Origin of the sequence: Planifilum fulgidum (assembly GCF_900113175.1) — a bacterium.
GTDB lineage: Bacteria > Bacillota > Bacilli > Thermoactinomycetales > DSM-44946 > Planifilum > Planifilum fulgidum.
Genome location: NZ_FOOK01000013.1, coordinates 40,473 through 56,217, shown reverse-complemented (window position 1 = coordinate 56,217; position 15,745 = coordinate 40,473). Strand labels below are relative to the sequence as shown.

General features: G+C 61.0%; 16 protein-coding genes. 10 read left to right on the top strand and 6 right to left on the bottom strand.

All coding sequences use genetic code 11. From position 1 onward, the window contains the following. Positions 1-109: 109 nt before the first annotated feature. The gene (locus tag BM063_RS09010) at positions 110-958 is read left to right on the top strand and encodes a M23 family metallopeptidase (protein WP_143085292.1); all 849 of its coding nucleotides are present in this window, start codon (positions 110-112) and stop codon (positions 956-958) included. 44 nt (positions 959-1,002) lie between these two features. On the opposite strand, the gene cmpA is transcribed toward BM063_RS09010, so the two are convergent. Then, entirely contained in the window at positions 1,003-1,128 is a 126-nt protein-coding gene (gene cmpA / locus BM063_RS09005; protein WP_092038100.1) for a cortex morphogenetic protein CmpA, read from the bottom strand. A 124-nt stretch (positions 1,129-1,252) separates the two neighbouring features. Here cmpA and BM063_RS09000 point away from each other — a divergent pair, with 124 nt between their 5' ends. Both BM063_RS09000 and BM063_RS08995 read left to right on the top strand, forming a co-directional pair. Then, the gene (locus tag BM063_RS09000; protein WP_092038186.1) at positions 1,253-1,708 is read left to right on the top strand and encodes a SprT family protein; all 456 of its coding nucleotides are present in this window, start codon (positions 1,253-1,255) and stop codon (positions 1,706-1,708) included. Positions 1,709-1,906: 198 nt separating this feature from the next. Beyond that, positions 1,907-3,355 (top strand): NAD-dependent succinate-semialdehyde dehydrogenase, encoded by a 1,449-nt coding sequence (locus tag BM063_RS08995; protein ID WP_092038097.1) that lies wholly within the window; start codon positions 1,907-1,909, stop codon positions 3,353-3,355. A gap of 745 nt (positions 3,356-4,100) precedes the next feature. Here the strand turns inward: BM063_RS08995 and BM063_RS08980 are convergent. Together BM063_RS08980 and BM063_RS08975 are read right to left on the bottom strand one after the other, a co-directional pair. Then, the gene (locus tag BM063_RS08980; protein ID WP_092038091.1) at positions 4,101-4,655 is read right to left on the bottom strand and encodes a DJ-1/PfpI family protein; all 555 of its coding nucleotides are present in this window, start codon (positions 4,653-4,655) and stop codon (positions 4,101-4,103) included. 131 nt (positions 4,656-4,786) lie between these two features. Then, positions 4,787-6,142, bottom strand: coding sequence for a vWA domain-containing protein (locus tag BM063_RS08975; protein WP_092038089.1), 1,356 nt, complete (start codon positions 6,140-6,142; stop codon positions 4,787-4,789). 179 nt (positions 6,143-6,321) lie between these two features. Here BM063_RS08975 and BM063_RS08970 point away from each other — a divergent pair, with 179 nt between their 5' ends. Next, a complete protein-coding gene (locus BM063_RS08970) occupies positions 6,322-6,888 on the top strand; it encodes a thioredoxin family protein (protein ID WP_092038086.1) in 567 nt (188 codons plus the stop codon). Between the two features lie 192 nt (positions 6,889-7,080). Continuing rightward, positions 7,081-8,004 carry an NAD(P)-dependent oxidoreductase gene (locus BM063_RS08965; protein ID WP_092038083.1) on the top strand — a complete coding sequence of 308 codons (924 nt, stop codon included), beginning with the start codon at positions 7,081-7,083 and terminating at the stop codon, positions 8,002-8,004. Between the two features lie 138 nt (positions 8,005-8,142). Here BM063_RS08965 and BM063_RS08960 read toward each other — a convergent pair whose 3' ends face one another. Both BM063_RS08960 and moaD read right to left on the bottom strand, forming a co-directional pair. Continuing rightward, positions 8,143-9,171 (bottom strand): ThiF family adenylyltransferase, encoded by a 1,029-nt coding sequence (locus tag BM063_RS08960; RefSeq protein ID WP_425439144.1) that lies wholly within the window; start codon positions 9,169-9,171, stop codon positions 8,143-8,145. A gap of 24 nt (positions 9,172-9,195) precedes the next feature. After that, positions 9,196-9,906, bottom strand: a complete 711-nt coding sequence (gene moaD / locus BM063_RS08955; protein ID WP_092038182.1) for a molybdopterin converting factor subunit 1 — start codon at positions 9,904-9,906, stop codon at positions 9,196-9,198. Positions 9,907-10,184: 278 nt separating this feature from the next. Here moaD and BM063_RS08950 point away from each other — a divergent pair, with 278 nt between their 5' ends. The 4 genes from BM063_RS08950 to BM063_RS08935 are packed head-to-tail and all read left to right on the top strand — an operon-like array spanning position 10,185 to position 13,633. Continuing rightward, positions 10,185-10,637, top strand: coding sequence for a hypothetical protein (locus tag BM063_RS08950; protein ID WP_092038080.1), 453 nt, complete (start codon positions 10,185-10,187; stop codon positions 10,635-10,637). A gap of 57 nt (positions 10,638-10,694) precedes the next feature. Continuing rightward, positions 10,695-12,608: a molybdopterin biosynthesis protein gene (locus BM063_RS08945; RefSeq protein ID WP_092038078.1), complete on the top strand. Its 1,914-nt coding sequence runs from the start codon at positions 10,695-10,697 to the stop codon at positions 12,606-12,608. A 45-nt stretch (positions 12,609-12,653) separates the two neighbouring features. Next, a complete protein-coding gene (gene moaC / locus BM063_RS08940; RefSeq protein ID WP_092038075.1) occupies positions 12,654-13,136 on the top strand; it encodes a cyclic pyranopterin monophosphate synthase MoaC in 483 nt (160 codons plus the stop codon). Positions 13,137-13,156: 20 nt separating this feature from the next. Then, complete coding sequence (locus BM063_RS08935; RefSeq protein WP_245752187.1) at positions 13,157-13,633, top strand: MogA/MoaB family molybdenum cofactor biosynthesis protein; 477 nt, start codon at positions 13,157-13,159, stop codon at positions 13,631-13,633. Between the two features lie 8 nt (positions 13,634-13,641). On the opposite strand, the gene BM063_RS08930 is transcribed toward BM063_RS08935, so the two are convergent. Continuing rightward, positions 13,642-14,001 carry a DUF4870 domain-containing protein gene (locus tag BM063_RS08930; RefSeq protein WP_092038073.1) on the bottom strand — a complete coding sequence of 120 codons (360 nt, stop codon included), beginning with the start codon at positions 13,999-14,001 and terminating at the stop codon, positions 13,642-13,644. A gap of 224 nt (positions 14,002-14,225) precedes the next feature. On the opposite strand from BM063_RS08930, the gene BM063_RS08925 reads away from it, so the two are divergent. After that, positions 14,226-15,548 carry a vWA domain-containing protein gene (locus tag BM063_RS08925; protein WP_092038070.1) on the top strand — a complete coding sequence of 441 codons (1,323 nt, stop codon included), beginning with the start codon at positions 14,226-14,228 and terminating at the stop codon, positions 15,546-15,548. The last annotated feature ends 197 nt before the right edge of the window (positions 15,549-15,745 follow it).

The window sequence follows — 15,745 nt, the reverse complement described above, 5'->3', positions numbered from 1 at the left end:
CGGACATGTGCAGGGGTGCCGGGGAAAACTCCGGGGCACCCCTTTTTCCAACCTGCCGGGGAAACGGGCCGGATACGGTTCCGAAAACGAGACGGAAAGGAGGGTCTCCTTGATCCGCCGCGGATTCGTTTTGCTGTTGATCGCAGCCCTGCTGGGGGCCCTTGTTTTCATCTTTCGCGATGTGTTCCGTTCGGGGGAAGTCCGGGAACTCCGCCTTCCCGCCGGCCTGGCCCGCCACTATGCGGCGGCGGAGAGGGAGACGGGGATCTCCTGGGCGTACCTGGCGGCGATTGACGAGGTGGAATCGGGGTATCGGAAGGCGACTCCCGCTTCCATCCGGGAACGGGCTGCATGGATGATGGAAAAGACCGGAGGAAACAGCGCTCCGAAAGCGACGGAACGGGCGATTCGCAGCGGATTTCCGGACGACCGGGCGGAGGAAATTCTGGAGATTGCCGAATCGTACCGGTGGATGGTTCCGTCATTGGCCGAGGAATACGCCTTTCCCTTCCGGAAAACGGACTTGAGTCGCATTTCATATTCGGATACCTGGGGAGCCAGCCGGACCTACGGCGGCAATCGGAAACACGAAGGCACCGACCTGATGGCGGAAAAGGGAATCCCCATCCTGTCGGTCTCTGACGGGATTGTCGTGAGCAAAGGGTGGAACCGGCTCGGGGGATGGGCCGTTACGGTCATGGATCGGAATCATCCGCAAAGGTTCTACTATTACGCCCACATGAGCCGCTTCGGCGAGGGGATCGAGGCGGGACACCGGGTGAAAAAGGGCGAGGTGATCGGCTACGTAGGGGACAGCGGTTACGGCCCCGAGGGGACGACGGGAAAATTTCCTCCTCATCTCCATTTCGGCATTTATGTCCGGGAAAATCTTTTGTCATGGAGGCGAGAAGCGATCAACCCCTATCCTCTTTTGAAAGTGTGGGAAGCGGGACAATAAAAAAACGCCTCTGCGGCGCCGCCTTGGCGAAAGAAATCCCGGAATCACCCGCCCATGGATGTCCGGTCTTTGTTGTAAAAGGTGAACCAGCACTCGTTCAGATAGCGGATCTGCCACCGGTCCTTCCCCTGAAAGGCCCGCATCAGTTGTTTTCGCAGCCATCTGGGCATTGCCGTCCCCTCCCGATGCATCCCTCTTTGATTACCCATATTTTATGTGGAACGGAGGTTTTGCGTGTATGATCCTTTGCATGTATCCCGGCGGGAGGAAGGACCCGTGAGCCGGAAGCGGGAGATAAGCGATGCCGCGCTGCAGCGATGGGTGGAAGAGATCTCCGAGCGGGACTTCGGAAAGCCCTTCCGGCACACCGCCCGCTATAACCATCGGCTCCGCACCACGGGCGGTCGTTATTTTCCCCGGGATCACCGCATCGAGATCAATCCCGCTTATCTGGAAGCGGGGGAGGAGACGATGCTGGGCATCATCCGCCACGAACTTTGTCATTACCACTTGCATTTGGAAGGGAAGGATTATCGCCACCGGAGTCCCGAATTTCGCCGGCTTCTCGCGCAGGTGGGAGGACTGCGCTACGCCCCTCCCCTCCCGGGAAGGAGCCGGTCGCTTCCGGTCCGCTACGCCCTGATCTGCCTCCGCTGCGGGCGTACCCACCTCCGGAAGCGGAAAATGGATCCCCGCCGCTACCGCTGCGGCGCCTGCGGCGGCCATCTGGCGCTGCGGCGCCTGAAGTGAGGCCGAAACGTCCTCCGGAATCTCCTGCCATATCAAGACCCGAAGGGACAGGATGAGTTTCTTCCGCGGGGAATGATACAATGGAAGTATCAGAGATGTTTCCCTTTTGGTATGTTCGGAATATTTGGTTGGCTTCCGAAGCGGGGATTTGTGAGGGCGGTTTTCAGATGTGATACTGCAGCTGCGGAGGGATGCTTCATGAAAAAATACGGCCTTTACATCGACGGAAAGTGGACTCCGTCCGGCAGCCGGGAGACCTTTGACGTGCTGGATCCGGCGACAAGGGAGGTGGTCGGAGCCGCAGCCGAGGCCACGCCGGAGGATGTGAAACGGGCGGTGGATGCCGCGCACCGGGCCTTTCCCGGCTGGGCGTCCCGTCCCGCCAAGGAGCGGTCGGCCATCCTGCACAACTGGTACCGTTTGATGTTGGACCATCTGGATGAACTGGCGGAGGGCATGACCCGGGAACAGGGAAAGCCGCTTCGGGAGGCCCGGGGAGAGGTGCAGTACGCGGCGGACTTTGTTCAGTGGTATGGGGAGGAGGCCAAGCGGGTTTACGGGGAAACGATTCCCGCGTCCTTCACCGACAAACGGATTTGGGTTCTCCGCCAGCCCGTGGGGGTGGTTGCGGCGATCACCCCTTGGAATTTTCCGGCGGCGATGATCACACGGAAAATCGCGCCGGCGCTGGCGGCGGGCTGCACCGTGGTGATCAAACCCGCCGAGCAGACGCCCCTCACCGCCTGCCGGCTGGTGGAGCTGATGGAGGAAGCGGGGTTTCCGCCGGGAGTGGTCAATCTGGTCACGGGCAGCCGTCCCGAACCGATCGGAGACGCCCTGCTGCAGGATCCCCGGGTGCGCAAGCTGACCTTCACCGGGTCGACGGAAGTGGGGAAAATCCTGATGAAAAAGGCGGCGGACACGGTGAAGCGGGTCAGTCTGGAGCTGGGGGGGCACGCACCCTTCCTCGTGTTTGAGGATGCGGACCTGGAGGCGGCGGCAGCCGAAGTGGCGGCCAGCAAATTTCGCAACGCCGGCCAGACCTGTGTCTGCACCAACCGCATCTATGTGCACGAGAGCGTGGCGGAGGCTTTCACCGAAGCGCTGGTGAGGCGCGTGGAAGCGATGAAGGTGGGTTACGGGCTGGAAGAAGGGGTGGATATCGGTCCCCTGATCGATGAGCAGGCGGTTCTGAAATCGGAGCGGCACGTGCGCGATGCGGTGGAAAAGGGGGCGCGCATCGCCATAGGGGGCAGCCGTTGCCGCCTTTCCGGAAAGCTGGAGAAGGGGACCTTCTTCCAACCGACGGTGCTGGTCCAGGTGACGGATGAGATGTTGGTGCAGCGGGAGGAGACCTTCGGACCGGTGGCGCCGGTTCAAACCTTCCGGACCGAAGAGGAGGCCATCGCCCGGGCGAACAACACCTCCTACGGTTTGGCCGCCTATCTGTTCACCCGGGATCTTTCCCGGGCGGTTCGGGTGATGGAACGATTGGAGTACGGCATCGTCGGAGTCAATGACGGCCTTCCGTCCGTCGCCCAGGCCCCCTTCGGAGGGTTCAAGGAGAGCGGCATCGGCCGGGAAGGCGGTCGGCACGGGATGGAGGAGTTTCTGGAAGCCAAATATGTGTCCGTCAAGCTGGTCTGAAAGCGCTCCTGCCGGGGGCGGGCCTAAAATCCGTGTTGAAATCGTCCACCTCTGTGGCGGGCGAAAAGGGAGCTTTCCGGGCATATGCTAGGCAAAACCGGGCGGATCCCGCGAGGGAAGCCCGGTTTTTACATGATGCGGCATTTTGTGAGGCTGGAGGCAAAAGATCCTTATTCCACGGCGGGACCTGCCGCATTCACCTCCGCCGAAGGAGAGGTGCAGTGGGCGCACCGCATGGCCTTGGCGGGAGCGGTGACAAGCAGGGAGACACTTCTCGGTTTCCTCCGACTTTCCTTTTTTCAGGCCGGTTCCGCGGAAGATTTGCCGGCGCAGCAACAACAGGGCAAAGGCCGCGCTGAGAAAGTCGATCCCGTCAATGGTTGAACGCGTCCGCCTCCTTCGCGACGGTTAGAGTCCGGCACAAGTTTCCGGCAGATCGGCGAAACGGGTTGGAAAAGTCGATGTGGTCCGGGCAACTGGGCCGATGGAAGGCATCGGAGGTGACGATTTTGTAGAAGGGGGCGCCGATGATCCCCCCGACGGCCGGATCGATCACATTTGCCGCCCATGGCGAATTCCTTGAATTCCCGGATTTCGGGCTGCTCCCTCTCCAAAGCGTTGGATGGGTGACGGATATGGTGTCACAGCGGGGTGCATCCGTCCTCACGCCGGAATTTCCGCGGCTGATATGCACAAAAAAACCGGGCCGATCCCGAAGGATCGCCCGGTGAGCTGTCCTCCCGCATTACCGGTTGAGCAGCTTGAAGAATTCCCGCATGAAGCCCGGCAGGTCCGGCCAGGCGTGGGCGGAAACCAGGTTGTCGTGGACGTGCAGGGTGTTGGTCTGATAGATGGCGCCGCAGGCTTCCACGTCGGGACGGCAGGCCTGGTAGGCGGTCATCTCTTTCCCCTTGATGTGCTCCTTCACCAAGGCCAGGACCTGGGAGCCGTGGCAGATGGAAGCGACCGGTTTGCCCGCTTTGAAGAAGTGTTCGAGAATCGGCTTAAGGTGCTCGTTCATCCGGATGTATTCGGGAGCGCGGCCTCCGGGGATGATCAGCCCGTCGTATTCCTCCGGTTTCACTTCTTCGAAGGAGAGATGGGACTCGATGCGGTAGGCCGGCTTTTCGGTGAACGTCTCCATGTGGGGCTCAAAGTCGTGGCACACTGTGTGCAGCGTTTTTTTGGTCGGCGAGGCGATCACCGCCTCATACCCTTCTTCCAGGCAGCGGTAGTAAGGATAGTAGATCTCCAGTGCTTCAACGGCATCGCCGGTGACGATCAATACCTTTTTGGCCACGTGATCCTCACTCCTTTAAGGGAGATTCGTTCCTGCGCAGGATGGCGGTGTGTATGGGTCCATCTTTATTATATCAAAAGTTTTTCGGGGCAACCGTCCACGGGCGGCTCCGTTCGATTTGGGAACATCCGTTATCGCCGATATGTTTCGACCTTTTCGTTTTCCTGTTTTTTGATTTGTTCCAGAAGATCATTTATGCGTTTGTATTCTTCGTCAATCTGTCCGATTTTTTGTTCACGCAACTGTCGCTGGTATTCCCTGATCATTTTTCGCCGGTGGTTCAGCTTTTTTGTCACCTCTCCCTCGAAGCCTCCCATCGATTCCGGGATGATCCGCTGGTCGATGAGAAACTCCACGGCCGCTTCCATCCGTTCGTATTCCCGGTCGCTCAGGCTTCCGATCTTTCCGGGTTGAACGCTGCTTCCCAAAAGTTCCCATATATATTCATATTCCTTTTGCCGTTTCCAGAAGAGACCCCTGGAGTTGTCGAGATACCAGCGATTGATCTGACTGGAGCGACCGAGGTATGTCCAGATGTTAAATCCGTCCCTCATTTCCTTGGCGGATCGGACATGGGTGAATTCCCCGCCGCCGGCCTTGGCCACCTGTTCCAGGGCCTTCCGGCTGTTTTGGTCCAGATCAAACCCGATGATGTTGACCACGGCTTTGATTTTGGATTGATGCAAAGCCTTGGCCTCCTTCACCGGGTCGCCGCCGCAGGATTCAATTCCGTCGCTGACCACGTACACGATGTTCTCGTCCTCGGGATGGGCCGACGCCAAATCCTCGCCCGCCCCCCGGATCGCCGCGGCCAGCGGGGTCCAGCCCGAGGGTTTCAGGGAATCGATCACTTGGTTGAACCGTTCCTTTTGATAGGCGGACAGGGGATACAGCTCCTCCGTGCTGGCGCAGGAAAGTTTCTTGTCCTTTTCCCGGTTGGTCCCCTTGTGCCCGTAGGCGCGGATGGCGATCCGGATGTCGCCTTCCAGGGAACCGGCAAACTCCTTCACCGCCTTCTTGGCTTCCTCCATCTTGGTGTTCCCGCTGACTTTGCCGGCCATGCTGCCGCTGGAGTCGATCAGGATGACGATGTTTTTCCTCTTGTTCTTTTCTTGCTTTTTCCCTTCCGAATTCTGCTGCCGGTTGGGATCAAAATCCCCGAGTTTGCTCAAGGAGAAGGAGGGCTTGTACTCCTTTGCTTCTTTGATGACGGGTTTGTAATCTTCCGCCATTAGCCACACCAAGCGGTTGTACACCTCATCGGCGGTCATGTTTTTGGGCCATTTCTTCAATTCCGCCTGAACCTTCGCCTCGTCATACCGATCCCCTGCAAACTTTCCGGGGCCTTCGGTGACCATTCCTTCGGGGTCCGTGGCCGCCGGTTTGATGGTTTCTTCGGGCTTGTCCGCGGATTTGCCGGCGCCCGGCGAGCAGGCGGACAGAAGGAGAAGACTGAGAAGGATCAGGAGACAAGGGCGTTTTCTCATCACAAGCCACCTTTCTGCAAAATGGAAAATCGCAAATTCATAGAAAATAATACCATCAAAAAGAATGGCGGGCCAGTTCCCGACACTTCCCTCTGTCTCCCGAAAGAAAAAGGGGCTCCTTGAGACCGGCCGTCCCTGCCGTGGTAGAATGAGATAGAGAACATGTTGGAGGGATTCGCATGACGCTCAACGACTGGTTTGAAAAGGGAATGACGACGAAGGAATATATCGACTCGATGCAGGTCAACCGGGAAGAGATGATGGGGATTTATCAGGAATATGCCCTTCCGGAGGCGGCTCGACCCTTCTATGAAGGGCTTAAGGAATTGCGGCTCCGCGCCGTCATTTTGACGGCGGACTGGTGCGGCGACGCCATGTTGTGCGTGCCGATCCTCATGCGGGTGGCCGAGGCGGCCGGCATGGAGCTGCGGTTTCTCATCCGGGACGAAAACCTGGAGCTGATGGATCAGTATTTGACCAACGGCAAGTCGCGGTCGATTCCCATCTTCATCTTCATCGATGCCGACGGCAGGGAGCGGGCGGTCTGGGGGCCCAGGGCGCCGGAGGTTCAGCGGCTGATCGAGGAAATGCGGGCGTCGCTTCCGCCGAAGGACGATCCGCAATTTGAGGAGAAACAGCGGGAGATGTACCGCTCCTTCAAAAAGCGCCTGTTGGAAGACCGTTCCCTCTGGGATGCGGTGGAAAACAGCATCCGGGGCCGGCTCCGGGAGAAGTTGGGCCGCTAAGGCGCGGATCGGGTTTCGGAGCGGAAGGAGTTCATCCCTCGAGGCAGAAAGTATATGGGGGAAGCGGTTGGATCGGGGGCGGGGCTGAACGCGGGAAAGCGGACCCGGCCCCTTTCGGATCTGTCGTCTGAGGCTCCGCCCGAAGGTTCCGAGACGCCTCGGGAGGGATAAAAGTGTAAAGGAGGTAGATGCATGGAGCCCCGTTCACTTCGTGTCGGTTTTATCGGCCTGGGCATCATGGGCCGCTCCATGTCCCGCAACATCCACCGGGCCGGATTTCCGGTCACCGTGTGGAACCGGACGGCGTCCAAGATGGAAGAGGCGGCGAAGTGGGGAGCGAAAACGGCGGGTTCCCCCAAGGAGGTGGCGGCGGAAAGCGATGTGGTGATCACCATCGTGGGGGACACCCCCGATGTGAGGGAAGTGGTGGAGGGTCCCGGAGGCGTCCTGGAGGGAGCGCGGCCGGGGACCGTTTTGATTGACATGAGCACCATCTCTCCCGAAGCGACCCGCCAAATGGCCCGGCGCGCCGCGGAAAAGGGGGTCCACATGCTGGATGCGCCGGTCAGCGGAGGCGATGTGGGCGCCAGGGAGGGAACCCTTTCGATCATGGTGGGGGGCGACGCAGAGGTCCTCGAACGGGTGCGGCCCGTCCTGGAAGCGATGGGGAAAAACATCGTCCATTGCGGGCCGGTGGGAGCCGGTCAGACGGTGAAGGCCTGCAATCAGATTCTCGCCGGCATCAACCTGCTGGCGATGGTGGAAGCCCTCGCCTTTGCCAAGAAAGCGGGGGTGGATCTGGAGAAGATGCTGCAGGTGACCACCAAGGGCGCCGGAACTTCCTGGGCGCTGGAAAACTATGCTCCGCGCGTTCTGAAGGGGGATCTCGATCCCGGTTTTTCCATCCGGTTTCAGCAGAAGGACCTGCGGATCGTGCTGACGGAAGCGGAAAGGATGAATCTGCCCTTGGTGGGGACCGCGGTGGTGAACCAGCTCCTCCGGTCGATCCAGGCCCACGGCGGGGATGAGCTGGGGACCCACGCCCTGATCACGGCCATGGAGCGGATGGCCAATCTGGAACTGGTGCCGAGGAAGAAAAAGGCGGGTGCGGACTGAAGTCCTCTGCGGGAGCGCGGGGTAAGCCCCTAAAAACGCGGCGGGGACCGAAAAAAGGGTGTACCGCGCAGAGGCCTTCCTTCAAAACGGGGCGCGGTACACCCTTTTGTATGAAGTTGCCGGATGTCGCCCTGCCGGCTAGCTTCCCACGTATTTGCTCACCAGACTGCGGGCAACGCCGGGGTCTTCCGTTCCCTGGACCAGGATGCGCCCGTCCGGGAAGATGACCAGCCGGTGTTCGTCGGCGGAAAAGCGGAGAAGAAACGGGGTGCGCTCCACTTGTCCCAGCGGGGAGAGCCGCCGGGCCAGCCGTTCCAGGTTGAGACGGGCGGGCTTTGCGGGCGTGATCTGGATCGTGTTTCGCCCGCACAGGGAGACGGCCCGGGGCTCCTTGTTTTCCGGATCCAAAAAGTCGTACCGGTGCAGGGCGCATGCGGCGCAGCGGGGGTTTTCTTTGACCCGGAGCGCCGCGTGGTGATAGGGCCACAGTTCGTAGTGATGGAGCCGCCGGTCCAGGGCTTCCGTGTCCCCCACCAGCAGTTTCAGCGCCTCCGCCGCCTGATGGGCGGTGATCATGTGGACGATGGGACCGATCACTCCCGCCGTGTCGCAGGTTTCCGCCGAGCCCGGCTCGGGGGCCTCCGGGAAGATGCAGCGCAGGCAGGGGGTGGCGCCCGGCCGGACGGTGAAGGTCATTCCCCGGGAACCGACAATCCCCCCGTAGATCCAGGGGATGCGGTGCTTGATGCTGACGTCGTTGATCAGATAGCGGGTGTCGAAATTGTCCGTGCCGTCCAGGATCAGATCCACTCCCGTCAAAAGCTCCTCGGCGTTCCGCCAGGTGATGTCGGTGACGTGGGCCTCCAGCCGGACGGAGGAGTTGATCGCCCGCAACTTCCGTTCCGCGGCCACCGCTTTGGGCAGACCCTCCCGGGCATCCCTCTCATCATAGAGCATCTGGCGCTGCAGATTGCTCTCCTCCACGAAGTCCCGGTCGAGGAGGCGGACGGTGCCGACGCCGGAGCGGACCATGTGGTTGGCAAGGGCGGTGCCCAGGGCGCCCAGGCCGACGATGGCCACCCGGGAACGGGCCAGCCGTGCCTGTCCCGCCTCTCCGATGGGAGAAAACAGGATCTGGCGCGAATAGCGTTTCCGGTCGATGTGCATCGGACCCACCTCCGACAAAGCGTATTACGGGGACGGGGCCTGTCCCGCCCGGGGATCCCAGGGCCCTTTCTGGGGTCCTTTCCATTCCGAGCCGTCCGCCCACACTTCCTTTTTCCAGATCGGGACGATCTCCTTCAGCCGTTCGATGGCGTAGCGTCCCGCGGCAAAGGCTTCCCCGCGGTGAGGGGCGGCTGCGGCGATGATCACGCTGATCTCCCCGATCTCCAGGCGGCCGACCCGGTGCGCCATCGCCACCCGGGCATCGGGCCAACGCCGGCGGATTTCGTCGGCGATCTCCTTCATTTTCTTTTCGGCCATCGGCTGATACGCCTCGTATTCCAGGTAAAGGGTTCGCTTGCCTTCCGTCCACTCCCGCACCGTGCCGACGAAGGTGAGGACGGCGCCGGCCCGGGGATTGGAAACCAGGCGGATCATCCGGTCGGCGGAGAGCGGTTTTTCCGTGACGAAAAACAGCCCTTCGTCCGCCTCTTCCCCTCCGCTGACCGGGGGGATGAGGGCGATTTCGTCCCCGGGCCGGACGGTTTGATCGGCGGAGGCGTACTCCTGATTGAGGGAAACGACCGACCGGCGAATCAGCGGGGCGGCCTCCGGATGCCGCTCACACAATTGATCGATCAACTTTCCGACCGTGATCCCCTCATCCACGGCGAGGACGGTTCGTCGCATCCCGGTCGCTTCGGCGATTCCGGCGAAAAACAGCACCTCGATCTCCATCATATCGGGCACGCCTATTACTCCTCTCCGGACATACCGGCGATCCTGCAGCAGGAAGGGGAATGCGGACGGTTGGCAGCGTAAGGCGGCAATTCCCCGACCCTGTGGCGCATATTCACCGGCATTTTTGAATTGTTTTCGGTTTCTATTATATCAACCGCGTCGCGGCGGAGAAAACGGCGGCTTGTACACCTTTCTTCCAATTCTGTCGTTTTTTAAGGATGGGGATGTGGATGGTTCGATCCAGCTCTCCATCTTAATGAAGAGGAGGAAATAAGATGACGGATGAACAGGATGTGGTACGATGGATCTTTGAACTCATGGTGCACCATTTGGAGAGGACCGATGAACGAGAGCGAGCCATCCACCGTTTGGAAGTGACCGATCAGGGCCTGGAAATCGTCGCAAAAAACGGCGCCCTTTACCGCGTTACCGTGCAGAGGATCGGTCCCCCCCCGGCGGGGAAAGGAGAGAGAGAGATGAAGGCGGAAAATGCTTACAACGACGTGATTCAAATCACCGTTTCCGATTGGAACGCCCTGGTGGAGGCGTGCGAAGCCGCCCTGAACTTTTTGGATTACGACCAGCGGAAAATGAGCGAGTTGCGCCTGCAATTTCCCGATTTTCCCTGGGAAAAGCGCGCGCAGATGATCAAGCGGATTTCCGACCAGTTGCGCGCCGCCATCGAAAAAATCGAGGGGGATGTGTTTGAAGAGGTGGAGGAAGACTGAGGAAGGCCGGAAGGGAAGCGCCCTCCTCGACATCGGGGAAGAAAAGGCGGCGGGGAGGTGGACGAATCCTTGCGAAAACAAGCCCTCGGAAACATGTCCCTTGCCGAGGCCCGGGAGAGGCTGCTCCTTTCCTTTCGCTTCTCTCCTCAAACGGAACGGGTTCCGGTTCCGCAGGCACGGGGCCGGGTGACGGCGGAGCCGGTTTACGCCCGGCTGTCGATGCCTCCTTTTCCCGCGGCGGCCATGGACGGGATCGCCGTGCGGGCGGACAGGACCCGGGACGCTTCCCCCGCCCGCCCCTTGCGGTTGGAGGAGGGGGTGGACTGCCATCCCGTCGACACCGGGGATCCCCTCCCGCAGGGGATGGATGCGGTGATCAGGCTCGAGCGGATCCGGCGGATCGACGGGCGGACGGTGGAGATCCGGGAACCGGCCGTCCCCTGGAAGCACGTCCGGTCCGTGGGAGAAGACGTGGCGCAGGGGGAGATGATCCTGCCGGCCCATCACCGCATCCGTCCGGTGGACCTGGGGGTGTTGCTGGCCGGCGGCGTGACGGAGGTTCCGGTCATTTCCAAACCGCGGGTGGCCGTTCTTCCCACCGGCTCGGAATTGGTTCCGCCGGGGAGAGCCCTGAAGCGGGGAGAGATCTTTGAGTTCAACGGCGCGGTTTTTTCCGCTTATCTGGAGGAATGGGGGGCGGAACCGGATTACCGGGGGATCGTGAGGGACGACCCGGAGCTGCTTAAAAGGGCGATCCTCGAGGCCGCGGAAGGCTGCGATTGGGTGGTGGTCAATGCGGGATCTTCGGTCGGTTCGGAAGACTACACCCACGACGTCGTCCGGGAACTGGGGGAGGTGATCCTGCACGGCGTGGCGACCAGCCCCGGCAGTCCCGTTCTGTTGGGAAAGGTGAGGAATAAGCCGGTGATCGGGCTTCCGGGCTATCCCGTCGCGGCATACCTGGCCCTGGAATGGTTTGTCCGCCCCCTGATCGATCACTGGTTCAAAGTGAAGGCGGATCCGCGGCCACGCCTTCGGGTGCGGCTGGAGGAGGACGTGAGGAGCAAGGAGGGGCGGGAGCATTTCGTCCGGGTGAGCATCGGCCGGATCGGCGACCGGTATGCGGCCCGGCCCCTTCCCCGGGGGGCGGGATCCGCGCTGTCCCTGGCCCGGGCCGACGGCCTGCTGCGGATTCCCGCCCGCCGCGGTCTGCTTCGGGCGGGGGAAGAAGTGGAGGCGGAACTGCTTAGGCCGAAGGAACGAATTGACCGTACCCTGTGGGTGGCCGGCGGTCAGGATCCGGTGTTGGAGCTTTTGGTGAACCGGATCCGGCGGGAACGCCTTCCCTTCAGCCTGTCGACGGCCGGCATCGGCAGCCTGCGCGGCCTTCACTCCCTCGCGAGGGGAGGGTGTCACATGGCGGCCATTCACCTGGGGGATGAGGGGGATGGCGTGGAGCACCGGCGTTGGGTGCGGCGGTTTTTGCCGGGGAAGGAGGTTCTCCTCCTCCGCCTGGCCGCGCGTCCCCTCGGCTGGCTCGTGGCGAAGGGCAATCCCGCGGGTTTTTCCGGAGCGGAGGATTTGTCCCGCCGCGGGATCCGGTTCATCAACCGGCAGGAGGGGTCGGGGACGCGCCTTTTTTTGGACCGTCTCCTGCGGGAAAACGGGATCGATCCCTCCACTGTCGACGGGTACGACCGGGAAGTGCTTTCCCCCTGGGAGGTGGCCGCCGCCGTGGAGGAGGGATCGGCGGACGTCGGACTGGGAACGCCGGCGCTGGCGAGGAGGTTCGGCCTCGATTTCCTTCCCCTGAGAGACGATCCCTTCGACCTGGTGATCCCCTTGGAGGTGGCGGAGAGCGAGGCCGGGAGGCTGCTGATCGAACTGGTCCGGTCCGACGCCTTTCGGGCTGCGGCGGCATCCCTGGAGAAGGGCGGTCTGGAAAGGCCGGCGGACGGACACGGAGAATAAAGCCGCTTCCAAACGGGGCGGTCGGAAAGACGGAGCTGATGGGACGTGGAAAAACTGACCCACATCAACGAGCAGGGGCGCGCGCGGATGGTGGATGTCTCCGGCAAACCGGTCACCCGCCGGACGGCGGTGGCCCGTTCCCGCATCCGGATGAAGCGGGAGACGATGGAGCGGATCCGGCAGGGGAAAGTGAGCAAGGGGGACGTCCTGGCGGTGGCCCAGGTGGCCGGAATCATGGCGGCCAAGAAAACGGCGGACCTGATTCCCATGTGCCATCCCGTTCCCCTGAAAAGCGCCGATATCCGCTTCTACGAGGAAGGGGACGAAGTGCTGGTGGTGGAGGCGGAGGTGAAGACCGACAACGTCACCGGCGTCGAGATGGAGGCCTTGACCGCCGTCAGCATTGCCGCCCTCACCGTTTACGACATGTGCAAGGCGATCGACCGGGAGATGGTGGTGACGGACACCTGTCTCCTCTCCAAAACCGGCGGCAAGAGCGGGGATTACGTTCGCAGGGAGGAGAAGTGACCATGTGACGCGTCGGCATTTTGACGGCCAGCACCAAGGGGGCCCGGGGAGAGCGGAAGGACGAGAGCGGCGCCGTCATCCGGGAAATGGTGGCCCGGATCGACGGGCAGGTGGTGCGCCACGAAGTGCTCCCCGACGATCGGGAGCGGATCCGGGAGGCGCTGATCCGTTTTGCCGATGTGGACAAGCTGGACCTGGTCCTGACCACGGGGGGCACCGGAGTGGGTCCCCACGATGTGACCCCGGAGGCGACCCGGGCGGTGATCCAGCGGGAGATTCCCGGGATCGCCGAAGCGATGCGGATCACCACCCTGAAAAAGACCCGGTTTGCCATGTTGTCCCGGTCCCTGGCGGGCACCCGGGGCACCACGCTCATCATCAACCTTCCGGGGAGTCCAAAAGGCGTCAGGGAATGCCTCGAAGCGGTGATCGACGTGATTCCCCATGCCCTGGAGCTGATGAAGGGGATGACCGGGGATCACGGGGAAATTCGATGAGCGAGGGATTACTGAATGTGTTTTTCCGCCATTTCGCCCACGAAGGGGAGGCGGTACCATTCCTTTCCGTAGGCTTTCACCATCAGCAGAATCCACAGGACAAACCCCGACACCCGGATCAGGAATCGGATCAATCCGTCGATCAGCGGGATGAGATCGGCGATGTAATAGGCGGCAAACAGCGTACCGAAGGTCAAAACGGCCTGCATGGCATGAAACTTGACAAACCGGCTGTTTTTTTCGAGGAGCAGGAGAAGAAGCCCGGAGAGAAAAGGGATCAGATAACAGAGCAGGCCGGCGATGTTCACCTCGAGACCCGTCGATGAGCGCATGGCGTCCGGATCCACGGGTTTTCTTTGTTCCTCCATCTCCGCATCCCTCCGTATCCGCATTGTGATGGACGTCCGGGGACTCGGACCTTTCGGGATGGTAACGACGATTTCAGCTTACCACAGGATTCCATCCCTTGAAAGCGGTCGGTTCTTCTCCGGAAAAGGTCGTTTTTTTACGGGTCCCGTGCGGGAGTCGTTTCAGGTCTCCTTTTTTGCCGATTCAAATCGCCGGAATCATTGCAGGGAGGGGAAAACGGGACATGAACAAGCTGCTCTCATGGATGTTGATCCTTTGTCTGATTTTCGGTGGAGGGTGTTCCCTCTTTGCGAAGGAGGAAAAGGAAGTCTCCGGCGAGCCGGAGGAGAAGGAGGTGAAGCAGGCCGCCACCGACATCGAAGGCATGCTCAAGGAAGGACCGGGGAAGTATGCCGGGAACAAGTACGATGAAGAAAAAGTGAAAGCCGAGTTGGACAAGCTTCCGACCGGCTTGACGGCGGATGAAGCGTACAACCACCTGGTGGCCCTTCTGGCGGAAAACTACGAACGCGAAGTGGAGATGCTGGACAGCGTGGATCCGACCATCAAAACCAACCTGGCAACTCCCGGCGCGGCAAAGGCGGCGGAGGGGGAGTCCGCTCTCCCGAAACAGATCAACGTGGAGATTTTGCTGGACGCGAGCGGCAGCATGGCGGGCCGCGTTCCGGGCGGCGTGAAGATGGACCTGGCGAAGGATGCAATCCGGAGCTTTGTCTCCAAACTCCCGGCGGGCGCCCAGGTGGCCCTCAGGGTTTACGGTCACAAGGGAAGCAACCGGAAAGAGGACAAGGACCTCTCCTGTCAAAGCACGGAGTTGGTCTACGAGCCGGGGACCTACGATGAAAAATCCTTCCGAAAGTCGCTGAGCCGGTTCAATCCCACGGGGTGGACGCCCCTTGCCGCGGCGATCGAACAGGCCAAGACCGACCTGAGCGGAAACACGGGGGAAAACGTGGAAAACATCGTCTATGTGGTCAGCGACGGGATTGAAACCTGCGGCGGGGATCCGGTGAAGGCCGCCAAGGACCTCCACGAATCGGATATTCAAGCCGTCGTCAACATCATCGGCTTTGACGTGGACAACGAGGGCCAGCGCGCCCTCAAGAAGGTGGCGGAGGCCGGCGGCGGAAAGTATGCCACCGTCAACACGGGCGAGGACTTGCGGGAGCATTTGGAGGAGGAATACAGGAGTTTGCGCGAGGCATGGGAAATGTGGAGGATTGACAGTTCCCTGGAGGCAGACAGACAATGGGGAGACAAATGGGATGTCGTCAACGAGGCGGAGTCATCGATGCTGGATAAAACATTGAGGGAAGATTCACGAATGTTGGATGCGCGAATATACCTGGACGAATCGGGCAAAATGTCCAGGGAGGAGTACAACTCCTTGCGGGAAAAAGTCTATCATCGCATCAACCAATTGAGGAACTACAGGAGAGAACGCTGTTCGAGGCTGTATGATCTGCTGCGGGAAAACAGGGAAAAGGAGCGGCAGAGGGTAAGGAACAAGGCGGACGAAATGAAGGAGAAGTATGAGCTTGATTGAGACCGGGCCCATCGCCCGGTTTTTTTCGGGCGCCGGCCGGATTCCATGGCAGTGCCCGGAGCCGGTTCAAATCCCCATCCGCCTGCATGGGAAGGCCGGGAAATTCCCCTTGGGGACGGTGCCGGATCAGGGGGGAATTTTCCTCTTGACGAAACGAAATGGATGTGCTATGTTATTAAAGCGTCGACACCTCGCGC

What these genes read in the sequence shown, in the direction of transcription:
- cmpA (WP_092038100.1), bottom strand. Translation starts at nt 1,128, where the DNA reads ATGCCCAGATGGCTGCGAAAACAACTGATGCGGGCCTTTCAGGGGAAG.
- BM063_RS08995 (WP_092038097.1), top strand. Translation starts at nt 1,907, where the DNA reads ATGAAAAAATACGGCCTTTACATCGACGGAAAGTGGACTCCGTCCGGC.
- BM063_RS08975 (WP_092038089.1), bottom strand. Translation starts at nt 6,142, where the DNA reads ATGAGAAAACGCCCTTGTCTCCTGATCCTTCTCAGTCTTCTCCTTCTG.
- BM063_RS08970 (WP_092038086.1), top strand. Translation starts at nt 6,322, where the DNA reads ATGACGCTCAACGACTGGTTTGAAAAGGGAATGACGACGAAGGAATAT.
- BM063_RS08965 (WP_092038083.1), top strand. Translation starts at nt 7,081, where the DNA reads ATGGAGCCCCGTTCACTTCGTGTCGGTTTTATCGGCCTGGGCATCATG.
- BM063_RS08960 (WP_425439144.1), bottom strand. Translation starts at nt 9,171, where the DNA reads ATGCACATCGACCGGAAACGCTATTCGCGCCAGATCCTGTTTTCTCCC.
- moaD (WP_092038182.1), bottom strand. Translation starts at nt 9,906, where the DNA reads ATGGAGATCGAGGTGCTGTTTTTCGCCGGAATCGCCGAAGCGACCGGG.
- BM063_RS08950 (WP_092038080.1), top strand. Translation starts at nt 10,185, where the DNA reads ATGACGGATGAACAGGATGTGGTACGATGGATCTTTGAACTCATGGTG.
- BM063_RS08930 (WP_092038073.1), bottom strand. Translation starts at nt 14,001, where the DNA reads ATGGAGGAACAAAGAAAACCCGTGGATCCGGACGCCATGCGCTCATCG.
- BM063_RS08925 (WP_092038070.1), top strand. Translation starts at nt 14,226, where the DNA reads ATGAACAAGCTGCTCTCATGGATGTTGATCCTTTGTCTGATTTTCGGT.